The sequence below is a fragment of the Aliivibrio wodanis genome (assembly GCF_052920805.1).
In genome coordinates this window covers 1,096,416-1,109,202 of sequence record NZ_JBREXA010000001.1, presented here as the reverse complement: position 1 = coordinate 1,109,202, position 12,787 = coordinate 1,096,416, and the positions used below count along the sequence as shown (strand labels likewise).

Below are 12,787 nucleotides of genomic sequence, written 5' to 3'. Positions count from 1 at the left end.
AATATATTTATGAATAACGACACAGATATCATCACTAACCTAGAAGATTTAGAGACGTTTTTAATCGCAGTAGAAAGCGGTGGTTTGGGCTTAACTAACGTTGCTGGTATTGCAATGGCTACCAGCAATAAAGATGGTCGTCGTTTTGTAGCAGTATTAGATGATAAGCATCAACTACTATTGTCACGTTGGGTAACCGAAGAGGTATTCCAAACGGGTCAAGATTTAGTGCGTAATGGTCCAAGCCGTACAACTCACTAGTTCAATGTGTTAGGGCGTGTTGCGCTTCTTATGATTGAATAAGATGTCACATAAAAAGCCATCAAGCCCTAGCTCTATTGTTTTTAATTAAATTCTTTAGAAGCAATAGATATAAATACTTGGTTTTGCTCTGTTGCCGTATAGCTTTTTATTCGATTATCGGAAGTGACGAGTAGGAATGAAGTACCATCTGAAAGATAGTGAAAACAGTGCCCATTAAACGAGAAAATTTTAAAAATCAACAAGGATATATATCGATTGAGATCTATATAAATAATTGGCTTCTTTGCTATTAGCGCCTAATATTTAGAGTGTTAAGTTTATATAGGTAGGGGAAGTAATCTATGGATAAGCCACTCGCCTTTAATTTATTCATTTACATAAAAAAACAAACCTTAATCTTGATAAGTAGTATATTGTTGCTTTCCTTCTCAGTACAAGCTGTTCAGAAAGTAGAAATTTATACGTATGATTCTCTCCCCCCTTTTTCATTTCGAGATGAGAATAACAACCTAACCGGTATTTATATTGAAGCAGTTAAAAAAATTGCGGAAGGGATGCCAAACTACGACATCAGTTTTAAGGTTGTACCTTGGAGCAGAGCCAAAGCACTAGCAGAACAAGGACAAGCCTTTGCTATCTTGCCTCCGTATTATCATGCTCATGATTGGTTAACCAAGTCCAAACCTCACAGATCTTATTTATGGCCATACTCTCAGCCGATTTTCGCGCAAACAGATGTAGTTATTTGTAAGGACAATGTGAAGCTGGCTGATAACGCCTCGTTTCCACAGGACTTTACAGACCTAAGTTTCGCTTCTATGCGCGGTGATGGACGAGCGGGGTCCGCTTTTGTTAATTTAGTAAAGGCAAAAAAAATAAATTTAAATCAATTGGATACTATAGAGTCCGCTATCTTGTTTTTTCTACATCGTAATGTGGACTGTATTGTTTCATCCCAATATCCTTTTTATTGGTACTTAGGTAAATTACAAGAAGTAAAAAGCTATGAGTTGAATGATAGGTATATTACGGTTAATTTGGATGGAAAAATGATATATCTAAGAAAAGTCACGGTGATTGCAACTAACTATGGGCATTTAGCCTATACTGATATTAACTCTAAGCAGACATTCCCATTTAAAAAAGACTTCTCTATTCAATTTGATATAGGGCTATATCAGTTGAAAAAAAGCGGGGAAATGGACGACATTATCAATGAGATGCTTAATTTTAACTGAAGCATGACTAATTAGAAACCCGATAGATACGCATAAGTGTTCATTAAGAAAAGTAGGTTTTTTCGCCGAACAGTGTGTAGCGGTTTTGTTGAAAAACTGAATAAACACTCCAATAAAAAGATAGGAGAGGTAGCGTGATGAAAAAATACGGTCTTCTTATCATTTATCTAAACAAGATAAATCTAACCTTTATTAAACTAATTATGTTCATATTATATTTAAGCTCTACAACTTTAGAAGCTAAAAATTATATTGAATTTACCACTATTGAAAAATCATCTTATGCAAAAATTAGTGAATATGTAATGCGAGATGCATATAGTCAGTTGGGGGTTGATATGTCGATTATAAGCCTTCCTGCTGAGAGGGCGATAGTTGTGGCAAACTCAGGTACGGTAGACGGAGAGCTTTATAGAATTAAAAATATTCATTCTACATACAATAATTTAATAATGATCCCTATACCCATTGGAAAAATGGAGGGTATCGCGATTACTAAAGATAAAAATCTATCTCCGAATACATGGGAGAGCCTAAATAACCACAAAGTTTGCTTTCGCAATGGAGTCAAGTTCTCTGAGGTTGGTTTAAGTAATATTACAGCCACTGCTGTCAACTCAAACACACAGCTTTTTGACATGTTAGAAAAGGATAGATGCGAAATTATTGTGATTGCTCGCATAACTAGTATACCTCTTACTATGAAATTTATTGCAACAACAAAAGAGCCGCTCTACCAAAGCGTTTTACAAACCTACCCACTTTTTCATTACCTTCATAAGAAGAATGAGCATCTTGTCCCCGAACTTACTGAGGTACTTAAAGGAATGCAAAGTGAAGGATTAATAAATAAGATCCGGGATCAATTTATTGCCGACATGTTGAATAGCAATCAATGAGGGGCAGTTGTAATACTAAATTTGGCATTTAAGCAGTAAAACCTGCCCGCTTTATAGAGCGGGCGATATAAGGAAAAAGGACTTTAAGCTAGTATTTTTGGTTCCATGATCTTTATCTCTCTATAACTTCTACCTTGTCCTGAGAGCTGATGTATTTACTGATAAAATAGGGTGGGATGAAAAATACTAAAAGATAGAAAGATTCATGGAAGAATACCGACGCAATTTTATCCTCATGATTTATATAAGCAAACAAAGCTAGCATATCTAACAGAACATCCAGTGTAGCTAAAACAATTGAAATAATTAAAGCTAAACCAAGAATATCTCTTAGAAGCCCTTTCGATACAGTCATTTTTATTCCCTCAAAAACGTTAAATTCAATTTAACTTACTCCTAATCTTTAGATACTTTTTTGAGGTATATCAAATTTTGGTTTTTGAACGTGGAAAGTAAGATTTACTATTTGATAATTAAAGAAATATCATGAATAGCAATATAAATTCACTGTTTATTGCAATAATATTCATGCTAGAGAGTATAGGGAATAAAGTAGATTATAGGTATAAAAAAGCAACGAAATATCCGTTGCTGTTTTTTATAGGCTAAGGTAATAATTCTCAGATGTAAGCAGTAAAGTACAGCCTAATAATCCTAGGCTTAGTGTAAATATTTTAAATTTTTTAAAGTTAATCATTATAAACTCCAATTGGTATATTGTTCTATTAAATATCAAGTAGTCTTGTTTGCAGGGCAACCGCATGAGTGGTTAAATTTTAACCTCTGAGAAAAAACCTGCCGTTAAAACAGATTCAAGCATTGAAGTATTCATCATGCATCGCTTTTGTTTACCCACGATACTCAGTTTTGTGGGCTCAGCTCTGAGCATGTTCAAGCTCATGTGTCGTAAGCAGGAAAGGTTTTCGGCACCATTATCTTTGAATATAGAGCAAGCATCTTCATTCATGCTGACATCGAGTACCCAGTGCATTGATTCGATCCCCCAATGCTCTCTGACCGCCACTGCTGCTTGCTCTGCACTTAATTCTTTTGAGCTAATGTAATAACGATATTCTAGACTGGGCTGTTTTCCTTTAATGGCACGAAAGCTTTCAATCATGATGATACTTTTTAAGCCTTTCCAACGAGAAAAGTTACCTTCTAGAGCTGTACTTGGTAATACATAACTTTGACGTGATTCAATACGGCCATGACCTTGCTCAAGGTTAATGAGTTTGTTTACTGTAGAGCGTTGATTTGAAAATGCTTTTTCAACAGATTTGCGTAGCGAGCCTTGATTGTTTTTTACTGCTAATAAGTAGTCTGCGCCCTTATCTATTATGACTTTGGCTATTGCCGTTTGGCATGCCATGGCATCAATAGTCACTAATGCGCCTTTAATATCAAGCATCTTAATAAGCTCTGGAATAGCTGTTATTTCATTACTTTTTTGCTCTGTTTTTAACTGCCCTAAAACCAATTTGTTTGAAGAGGCGTAAGCACTCACCATATGGATAGTACTTGAGCGGTCGTCTCGATCATAAGAGCCACGAAGTGTCTTGCCATCAATAGCAACGACTTGGCCTTGAGTTAAAGAATGCACTGAAGACATCCAAGAGACGAAGCATTGATGAAATTGCTCTGGTTCAATATTTGAAACAATCCTAGCAATCGTATCATCGACAGGAATGTCATTTAAAAACATACCATTACGTTCAAACCAAGCGTGATGACCAAGAATGTATTCTCTAATATCAAACCAGCCTTTTGCTCCTGCAATAACAGCACACATTGAGCCGAATAGAACTTCAAAAAGGCAATAGGTTACTTTTGCACCTTGTCTTTGGTCTGTTATTTCATGAAAGTGTTCTTTAAAATGGTCAATGTGCATCGAATTCTCCTCGTTAAAGGAGGTATATGATCACAGGTAAATCTGATCGTCAAATCGATCGTTTAATTGATTAAAAAACATTCGTGATCTTGCCCTGGTCTTGTTTGTCACCATAAATTTAAATTTTTGACTACTATTTTTTGTTCTATTGGTAGAGTCTTATCCACATAATGCGAAGTTATCTAATGTTCTCAGTATTTGATGACAATCATATGAAGCTATAAGATTATTTTTTACTTAACCATTGTCGCAAAGAAGTACTTGAGTCTGTTTGATGAAGAGGGAAAACGCTTGCTTGCAGAGAGCAAGGTATTGGCAGAAGCGTGTTGAATGTATGACCTGAATTAGTTAGCCATTACAGCTCAATATGTTCATTAAAAAGGGTTAAGGTGCTTTCAATAAGAAGATGCTTAATATAAAGAAAGCACTTAACCCTTTTGATTTTAATCTCTAATAAGACGCCGTTAATGACGTCTTTAGAATATTAATTAATGGTTGTGATCAGCGTTATCACAGTTTTGAGGCTCATAGCGTTCAGCTAGAACTCTTGGCGTGTTATTTGTTGGCATTGATACTGAACGTACTGCTTCATTGCCCCCTTGTACTGTATATACAGGTTCAAGTTTTGGACTGCTAATTACCGTTGAATTCAGTACTTTTCCATCACAGATAACAGAGGCTGATGTTGGATTTTCAGAACGTGCCACGTTTACATGGAACTTGTTCATATTATCCGCGTTACGACGGTTATTCTTCAGTGCAAACTTCTGAACATCGCCATTTTTCATGCTGACTTCTAATGCACATTCACTTACTGTTAAGTTTGCTGAATCATCAGGATAAACATAACCATAAGAGCCGTGTAGTGCAGGGAAGATATAGCTATCCAGTTTTCCTTGAGGATCGTAGTAACCCACTAATGTTGTAACAGGAATACCAAATGACGTTGGGCGGATCACTCTGTTTTGCTTATATTCGCCATCTTGAATCCATGTTTGACCATCAGATACAAACGTTAAACGACTACCGTAGTTAACGGTAATATGTTCACCATTTATTTCAAGATTAGAGTTGTAACCAGCATCAGAGTTAAAGGTGAATACTTTACCTTTGTTTATTGCTGATGCAGCAGGAACAGACATGTCTCGTGCCCAATGACCATTCCAAGTTGAAAGGTCTACTTTATCGAAATCAGTTAATAGCGTAGCGATATGGCTTGCATTAGCGTCCCATGGGTTAACTGATGTTGTTTCTAAATCATCGATTGAATGTGTGTACTCAACCATGCTCTCTGTTGCTTCATCCCACTTTTTAAAGCCGGTTGATGAGGTTTCATCAAATACAATTTTGCTTTCTAAATTCTTCTGGATAAAGTGCATTGAATACGGCGTGTACAGCGTAAATCGTTGTGCGCCATACATTGCCCAGCCACCCGCCATAGAATCAGAACCAAAGCTGAACATGCCCTTAAATGGTTCAACACATTGACCATCAAGACAGCTTTGACCACCATTGTTTGATGGTGAAAAGTTTGGAATAAATACATCACGTGAAGAATCCCAACCCCATGTAGAATTAGTCATGTTGGCTGGTTTATGAATAGACCCTTCAAATCCACCAGGGTAGTGGCCTAAACCGTAATTATGACCCACTTCATGACTAAACTCATTACCGATAGAGCTATCAAGTGTCACCATCCCTGCGCCACCAGAGCCACCGTGAGTTTGTACGCCATTGTTGTAGTTACCACGAGTGTTATGAGCAGTTAATTGACCTGCTACATAAGGATTTTCGCTTTCACCAACACCTACGCTTGAGTTAATACCGTAGTTTGCGTTGTTGATACCAATAGAGATTAACTCTTTACCAATACGTTGGCGCATCGTGCCTGAGTGCCAACCACCGTCACTTGGGTCAATATCCGTTAATAAAGTACCATCTGGTAGCATTACTTCAGTAAAGTGTACCGGTTCATATTCACTTACTACCATTTTGCTGATTGGGGCGGTTTCGAAATATTCGCGCTGTGCCGTTTTGTCGGCTTGGAAATGGAAAGCACCACGAGGCTCAACAAGCATACCTACATCAATGGTATGAAGCAGTAGCTCAGTTGGAGCGCCTACTTTAATTTGAGCTAATGTGCCTTTTTTACCTTGGTTTTCAAATGACAATTGAAGACCTGTATTAAGCCACTCTTTTGGTAGCTCAGCAGACCAAAAACCATCCGCATAGCCGATTTCATTAAAAATCAAATCGTCTTCTAGTACCCATGCTCCATTAACGTTTTTAAACACGGTAGTTGTGCCGCTAACAATTGTTTTAGAACGTTCAGGATAGTAACTTACGTTTGAGTTATAACCTGCGCTTGAAGTAAATACGAAGGTTTTGCCATCTAATTTAGGGTTATTTTGCTCAAGTACAATGTCTCGGATCCAATGACCATTCCATGTACTTAGTTTTACTACATTGTGATCAGCTAGTGCCGCAGAAATGGCTTCACTTGATACTTCACGCACATTGAATGCAGTAGCGTCATTGTAGCTAAAATCAATATTAGGATCGGTGATTTCAGGGATCGCCATTACATTTTGAGCCAACGCATCAGGACGTTTCATCTCTAACGTACCTAATGTTTTACCATTACTATCCATTGCTGTTAGAGCAACTTCTGCGTATGAAGCAAAGGCTTCTGTTGGCTTAAACATAACTTTTGTTGCACGTTGAGCAACGAGGTGCATGCGTTTTTCTTGTTCAGTCGCTTTTGCTGGAATGATATGTGCCTGAGCAAATAATACACCACCAGAAAGATCGCCAACTAATGCATTTTCTAATTGATTGGTGTTGAAGAACATCGCTGGTTTTTCAATAACAGAGGCACATTCTGAAGTGTCGATCTCGGTTGACATATCGCGTTCCCAAATGTAATTGCCTTCGTTGTCTTTAGAACCTCTTGCAGCAGCATAAAGACTGAAGATACATTTCTCTGCAACATCAAAGGTTTCTGGGTAAATATCAAAACCGCCGTCGTACCAATATTTTTCCCATTTAGTCGGAAGAAAATCGAATACGGTTTCAAACTCTGACTCGAAGTCCATTAGGCCAAACATTACATTGCCATCAAAGTTTATTCTTAGTTTCTTGCCTTTGTATTCAAGGTATTTTTGTTCTCCTACTTGAGAGACATTTGCGGGATCGCTAGCAAGTACAGCTAATTCGGCCATCTTATTCATAATGTGAACGTTAGCGTCGTTCAGTGGGTAGTTGGCCGCATAAACGTTAGTCGCTAATGTAGCGCCAATAAGCATACCTAAAATTGTCTTTTTCATAGAACTCTCGCTTTTTTTGATTATTGTAGGTTAATAAGTAAGAGTGGTTTGGTCGCCTCTTATTATTCGCGAACCTTATAAATCAAAGTTAAAAATAAGATATTTAATTAATTTTAAAATCAGATACTTATTCCATAATGTAGAGTGAATATAAAAAATATAGGAAGCAATATCTCTCTTTTATCCTTTAAGATTCTCCATAATAAAATCAGCGGCGGCTCCCTCATTTGGTGTAATAGATACAACTTTGCAAGGATTTCTATAATTTAAAAAATGCAAATATAGATGATAATAATTATTGTTATTAAAAACATAATCTTAAAATTTTAGTGACAAATGTCTTAAATTTAAGATAGTGATAGATTTATTAGTAGTCTAATCTTGAACAGACAATGTAAATAAAGACATATATAAATGGAATTGTTATTGGCTAATCTCACTTATGAGATTAAATTAAATTTATGAAAGAGGCATATTGTTTATGAATGTTAAGTTATTGATATATTGTACTTTATATTGCTTTTCTTTCTTCGCCTTTGCTGATCAGGCATGTGACGATAAAGTTAATGAAATTCAAGTGATCTTTGATTCACCGCCAGTGGATGTTAGTCAAACTAATATCGAAGAGGCTGGAGTTTATTTCAATAAACTGATGGTTGAATGTAATCAAGGAGCTACGTTAGAGGACGTTATTTCTATTTTGGAAAATATTAACCCACTACTTAATCTCGATTGATAATTATTTAAATAAAAGAATAACCTAGTGGGTTTAACACAGGCTTTTCTTTATTTGAGGAAATTCTAATGAAGATAAATATTTTAGCTGTGCTTATGGCTTGTACATTTGGAGCCCAAGCAGGAGAAACATATCAATTTAACACATGCGGAGCGACAGGCCCGATAGGCCCTACCCAGGTACTTTGTGATGGCGCTTATAGTACCTCTAATCTTAATGGTCAAGTTACTATTCTAGGAGGTATTCAATATTGGACAGTCCCTATTTCTGGTACTTATCGTATTGATGGTGTTGGTGCTCAAGGGGCAAACCCTAATGTTGGCCTCGTTGGTGGTAAAGGGGCAAAAGTGAGTGGCGAGTTTGAGTTGGTTGGAGGACAAGTTTTACAAATTGTTGTAGGCCAAAAAGGGGTTGCAGGGCTAGGTGATAGCTCTAACCAAGGTAATGGCGGTGGTGGTGGTGGGAGTTTTATTGTTGATAATGCATCTATAACTCCTTTAGTCGTTGCTGGTGGTGGTGGTGGTACTCGTGCTGCCGTTTCCCAAAATGGCTGTGATGGACGTATCTCAGAAGCTGCTGGGTTCGGTAGTGGAGGGGCTAGTACGAGTAGTTGTGGCGCTAAAGCCGGAGGCATTGGAGAAGGTGGTATCGTGTCATCTTTAAGTTGGGGCTCTGGTGGTGGTGGTTTCAATAGCGATGGCCAAGGTGATGGCAGCGGCTCTTCATGGGGTGGCGTAGGTGGCTCTGCGTTTATAAATGGGGCTGAAGGTGGGCAACCAATTTATGACTGTGGAGGTTATGGTTACGGTGGTTTTGGTAGTGGTGGTGATGGTAACGGTTGCTGGGGCGGCGGCGGCGGCGGCGGTTATTCAGGTGGTGATGGAGGACGAGTTGCTGGTGGTGGTGGCTCATACAATGGTGGTTCAAACCCTGTTGCATTAATGGGTTTTGGTATTGATCACGGTAGCGTGACTATTGAGTCACTTGCGGCAGCTCTCCCTGATACAGATAATGACGGTATAGTTGATAATATTGATAATTGCCCAGTAATTGTTAACCCTAATCAAATTGATGGGGATAATGATGGTATCGGTGATGCTTGTGATGTCTGTCCTATTGATATAGAAAATGATGCAGATGGCGATGGTATTTGTGAAAGTAGTGATAACTGCCCAAGTGTTGCTAATTCAGATCAAGCAGATAGCGATGGTAATGGCGTTGGTAATTTATGTATTGTAGGTGAAGACCTTGATAATGATTTCTGGATCACTGAATTTGATAATTGCCCTGCAATCTTTAATCCTGCTCAAATTGATGAAGATAGTGATGGTATCGGTAGTGTTTGTGATGTGTGTCCTATAGATCCTGAGAATGATGCTGATGGTGACGGTATTTGTGAAAGTTACGATAATTGTCCTGTTGATTCAAACTCTAACCAATCTGATATTGATGGCGATGGTATAGGTGATGTGTGTGATCCTGATGATGATAATGATGGATTAATTGATAGCCTTGATAATTGTCCAATGACCCTTGGAGAAGGGGGAGGCCCAGGTAATCCAGATCAATCAGATTTAGACCAAGATGGATATGGTAATCTTTGTGATGACGATCCTGATGGCGATAGCCTTATTGGTGGTGATGACATTTGCCCAGATACACCTTTTGGTGAAGTAGCGGATGCTAATGGTTGTGCGATTGTTCAATTGTGTGAATGCGATAACAATTGGAAAAACCATGGTGCCTATGTTCGATGTGTAGCTCATGCCGCAAACGATTTTGTTGCAGCAGGTTTAATGAGTGATATTGAACACGATGCTGTAGTTACTGAAGCTGGCGAATCTAGCTGTGGACATAAAAAGAAAGGAAAATAAGTCAGTATATTTAAAATTCTATTAAAGGGTGATCTTTGGATCACCCTTTCCTTTAATCCTCGCCACAATAAAATCCACCGCAGCCTTCACTTTTGGTGTCGCATAAGCCAATTTTTGATACAACATATACACACCGAGAGTTTGGTTTTGAGTAATATTTAAAGGCTCATCAAAATGCAATTCAACGAGTTCATCACGTTCAAAATACGGTTGTAAAACCCATCGTGGCATCATTATTATGCCATTACCTTGAACGGCTTTATCTGCTAACCATTGACCATTATTGGTAGTGAGCAAACTCGGGGCTGATACATCTTGCCATTCTCCATTAATTTCACTGAGCCAAGGGGTTGGGCCGTGGGGCGTTTTAAAGAATAACCCCTTATGGTTGGGTAAGTCTTTTGTGCTTTTAGGGTGCCCGTATTGTTCAAGATAAGCAGGTGAGGCGGCAGGAATAAACTGATTATCCATTAGATGAATCGCAACGACTCGCTCATCAGGCGCAAAGCCACCACGAATAGCGATATCCACATCATCTCTATCAAGCTTTGATATTTGATCGTTAAGTTCTACATCCAATACAATATCTGGGTAATGAAGTGAAAATTCATCCAAAATTGGCGCAAGAATACGTTCCCCAAAACCAACCATCGAGCTAATTTTTAGCGTGCCTGTTGGTGTGGTTTGATAATCTTTGACTGCTTTATCACACTGCTCTAATTGTTGAATAAGCGACGTTACTTGAGAGTAATATTGTAAACCAACCTCAGTTAACGAAACCGTTCTAGTGGTTCGTTTTAGTAATTGTGCGCCGAGTGAGGCTTCAAGATCGGCAATGCGACGAGAGATAGAAGAAGCAGGTACATCAAACTTTTTTGCTGCCGCTGAGAAGTTTCCAGCCTCTACCGTTGCTGTAAAATATTTTAACGCTCGTAATTGATCCATAATTTTATTATTGCCTTTTTAACAATAGAGTTTCCCATATTACCCTCTATATCTTGTATAAAATAGAAGTAATACTGTAATCACTTCCACAAACAATGATTAACAATAAAAAGGAAAGATCATGAGCCAATACACTGAAATCCAATTAAGCCAACGTCCTGATGAAAACCCAATCGGTCCACAGCTATTTACAGCGGTTAAAAAAGACATTCCAACCGCAGGTCCGGGACAAATTCTTATCAAGCAAACCTATATGTCACTTGATCCTGCGATGATTGGTTGGATGAGCCCAGATACCAATAGCTACATTCCACGTGTGGAATTGGGCCAAGTAATGCGCTCAAGTGGTTTTGGTGAAGTGGTGGAATCGAACCATCCTGATTTTACCGTTGGTGACTCAGTGATGGGCATGATGGGTTGGACAGAATATCTCGTCACTAATGGCCAAGGCATCAATAAAGTTCAAGCTGGCGTAAGTGCAGAAATGGCATTGGCTGTATTCGCACTTCCGGGTTTAACCGCAACTCAAGGTTTGTTTAATATTGGTAAACCAAAAGCAGGTGAAACACTGGTTGTTACTGGCGCTGCGGGGTCAGTTGGCTCTATTGTTGGGCAACTAGCAAAAGCCGATGGTTTACGAGTGATTGGTGTTGTCGGCAGTGATGAAAAAGCCGATTGGATAGTCAATGAGCTGGGTTTTGATGGCGCTATCAATTACAAAACTGACGATTTAGAAGCGAAATTGGTCGAGCTAACTCCAGATGGGGTCGATGTATTTTTTGAAAATACGGGCGGTCCAATTCAACACCTTATCTTTAATCGCATGAACACGCACGGACGCATTGTTGTGTGTGGCATGATTGCCGATTACACTGCCGTAGAACCGGCATTAGGCCCGAATTGGATTAACTTAATTAAGAAGCGTGTAATGATCCAAGGTTTCGCAATGCCAGATCATTTCGGAGATGTGCCTGCATTATTAGCCAAGTTAACGCCGTATGTGATGCAAGGTAAAGTGAAGTACCGAACTCACCAATTGGATGGATTAGAAAGTGCGATGTCTGGCCTTAATATGTTCTTCACAGGCGAAAACAAAGGCAAGTTGCTAGTTAAGTTGTAATCTCAACTTATCTTTCTTGAATAAAAAATCCGAGAGTATTTATGCTCTCGGATTTTTTATAACTGCGTAAATATAACTAATAAAAGAACAAATGAGATCTAATACAACTAAAAGACAATAGTGCAACAACTTAATGTGACCATTTTTACACCACCATTACAAATGGAAAAAACCTTGTAATTCATAGGGTAAATGCTGGTTTCATAAAATGGAAGTGGTAGCATGAACTGGTATGTTATTTTAGGAATAGAAAAATGGTTACGACAATTCCAACGTATTTTAAAGTCAAAGTGAACACGCATAAAGGAAGCTCTTACTGGACACTTAGTGGTTCTACCACCATTTTAGAAGATGCCGCGGTATTTTCTATGGATTCGATGCCGGATTTCTTTAGACAGTCTTTAACTCAGGACTTTATTGAATTGATGCCCGTAGAGTAAAATTATACGAGCATAAATTGAATACTCAGTAACAATGGTTTTATAGTTACTGGC

At 38.4% G+C, this 12,787-nt stretch carries 11 protein-coding genes; 7 read left to right on the top strand and 4 right to left on the bottom strand.

Annotated features, from left to right (window positions below):
- The first annotated feature begins 9 nt into the window (after positions 1 to 9).
- The 3 genes from ACU5DF_RS05125 to ACU5DF_RS05115 all read left to right on the top strand — a co-directional run bounded on the left by ACU5DF_RS05125 (position 10) and on the right by ACU5DF_RS05115 (position 2,401).
- Positions 10 to 261 (top strand): hypothetical protein, encoded by a 252-nt coding sequence (locus ACU5DF_RS05125; RefSeq protein ID WP_446712052.1) that lies wholly within the window; start codon positions 10 to 12, stop codon positions 259 to 261.
- A 344-nt stretch (positions 262 to 605) separates the two neighbouring features.
- Positions 606 to 1,502, top strand: a complete 897-nt coding sequence (locus ACU5DF_RS05120) for a substrate-binding periplasmic protein (protein ID WP_446712051.1) — start codon at positions 606 to 608, stop codon at positions 1,500 to 1,502.
- 134 nt (positions 1,503 to 1,636) lie between these two features.
- Positions 1,637 to 2,401 carry a transporter substrate-binding domain-containing protein gene (locus tag ACU5DF_RS05115; protein WP_446712050.1) on the top strand — a complete coding sequence of 255 codons (765 nt, stop codon included), beginning with the start codon at positions 1,637 to 1,639 and terminating at the stop codon, positions 2,399 to 2,401.
- A 112-nt stretch (positions 2,402 to 2,513) separates the two neighbouring features.
- On the opposite strand, the gene ACU5DF_RS05110 is transcribed toward ACU5DF_RS05115, so the two are convergent.
- From ACU5DF_RS05110 to ACU5DF_RS05100, 3 genes are all read right to left on the bottom strand, one after another.
- Positions 2,514 to 2,756, bottom strand: coding sequence for a hypothetical protein (locus tag ACU5DF_RS05110; RefSeq protein WP_045103413.1), 243 nt, complete (start codon positions 2,754 to 2,756; stop codon positions 2,514 to 2,516).
- A gap of 414 nt (positions 2,757 to 3,170) precedes the next feature.
- Positions 3,171 to 4,292, bottom strand: a complete 1,122-nt coding sequence (locus ACU5DF_RS05105) for an ISAs1 family transposase (protein WP_446711344.1) — start codon at positions 4,290 to 4,292, stop codon at positions 3,171 to 3,173.
- A 488-nt stretch (positions 4,293 to 4,780) separates the two neighbouring features.
- Positions 4,781 to 7,618, bottom strand: coding sequence for a M66 family metalloprotease (locus ACU5DF_RS05100; protein ID WP_446712049.1), 2,838 nt, complete (start codon positions 7,616 to 7,618; stop codon positions 4,781 to 4,783).
- 481 nt (positions 7,619 to 8,099) lie between these two features.
- Here ACU5DF_RS05100 and ACU5DF_RS05095 point away from each other — a divergent pair, with 481 nt between their 5' ends.
- Complete coding sequence (locus ACU5DF_RS05095; protein WP_446712048.1) at positions 8,100 to 8,354, top strand: hypothetical protein; 255 nt, start codon at positions 8,100 to 8,102, stop codon at positions 8,352 to 8,354.
- A 68-nt stretch (positions 8,355 to 8,422) separates the two neighbouring features.
- Positions 8,423 to 10,228 carry a thrombospondin type 3 repeat-containing protein gene (locus tag ACU5DF_RS05090; RefSeq protein ID WP_446712047.1) on the top strand — a complete coding sequence of 602 codons (1,806 nt, stop codon included), beginning with the start codon at positions 8,423 to 8,425 and terminating at the stop codon, positions 10,226 to 10,228.
- Between the two features lie 21 nt (positions 10,229 to 10,249).
- On the opposite strand, the gene ACU5DF_RS05085 is transcribed toward ACU5DF_RS05090, so the two are convergent.
- Entirely contained in the window at positions 10,250 to 11,173 is a 924-nt protein-coding gene (locus tag ACU5DF_RS05085; RefSeq protein WP_446712046.1) for a LysR family transcriptional regulator, read from the bottom strand.
- 121 nt (positions 11,174 to 11,294) lie between these two features.
- On the opposite strand from ACU5DF_RS05085, the gene ACU5DF_RS05080 reads away from it, so the two are divergent.
- A complete protein-coding gene (locus ACU5DF_RS05080) occupies positions 11,295 to 12,293 on the top strand; it encodes an NADP-dependent oxidoreductase (protein ID WP_446712045.1) in 999 nt (332 codons plus the stop codon).
- A gap of 254 nt (positions 12,294 to 12,547) precedes the next feature.
- Positions 12,548 to 12,733, top strand: a complete 186-nt coding sequence (locus ACU5DF_RS05075) for a hypothetical protein (RefSeq protein ID WP_446712044.1) — start codon at positions 12,548 to 12,550, stop codon at positions 12,731 to 12,733.
- The last annotated feature ends 54 nt before the right edge of the window (positions 12,734 to 12,787 follow it).

Coding starts and splice junctions, on each gene's coding strand:
- ACU5DF_RS05125 (WP_446712052.1), top strand. CDS start 10: ATGAATAACGACACAGATATCATCACTAACCTAGAAGATTTAGAGACG.
- ACU5DF_RS05120 (WP_446712051.1), top strand. CDS start 606: ATGGATAAGCCACTCGCCTTTAATTTATTCATTTACATAAAAAAACAA.
- ACU5DF_RS05110 (WP_045103413.1), bottom strand. CDS start 2,756: ATGACTGTATCGAAAGGGCTTCTAAGAGATATTCTTGGTTTAGCTTTA.
- ACU5DF_RS05105 (WP_446711344.1), bottom strand. CDS start 4,292: ATGCACATTGACCATTTTAAAGAACACTTTCATGAAATAACAGACCAA.
- ACU5DF_RS05100 (WP_446712049.1), bottom strand. CDS start 7,618: ATGAAAAAGACAATTTTAGGTATGCTTATTGGCGCTACATTAGCGACT.
- ACU5DF_RS05095 (WP_446712048.1), top strand. CDS start 8,100: ATGAATGTTAAGTTATTGATATATTGTACTTTATATTGCTTTTCTTTC.
- ACU5DF_RS05090 (WP_446712047.1), top strand. CDS start 8,423: ATGAAGATAAATATTTTAGCTGTGCTTATGGCTTGTACATTTGGAGCC.
- ACU5DF_RS05085 (WP_446712046.1), bottom strand. CDS start 11,173: ATGGATCAATTACGAGCGTTAAAATATTTTACAGCAACGGTAGAGGCT.
- ACU5DF_RS05080 (WP_446712045.1), top strand. CDS start 11,295: ATGAGCCAATACACTGAAATCCAATTAAGCCAACGTCCTGATGAAAAC.
- ACU5DF_RS05075 (WP_446712044.1), top strand. CDS start 12,548: ATGGTTACGACAATTCCAACGTATTTTAAAGTCAAAGTGAACACGCAT.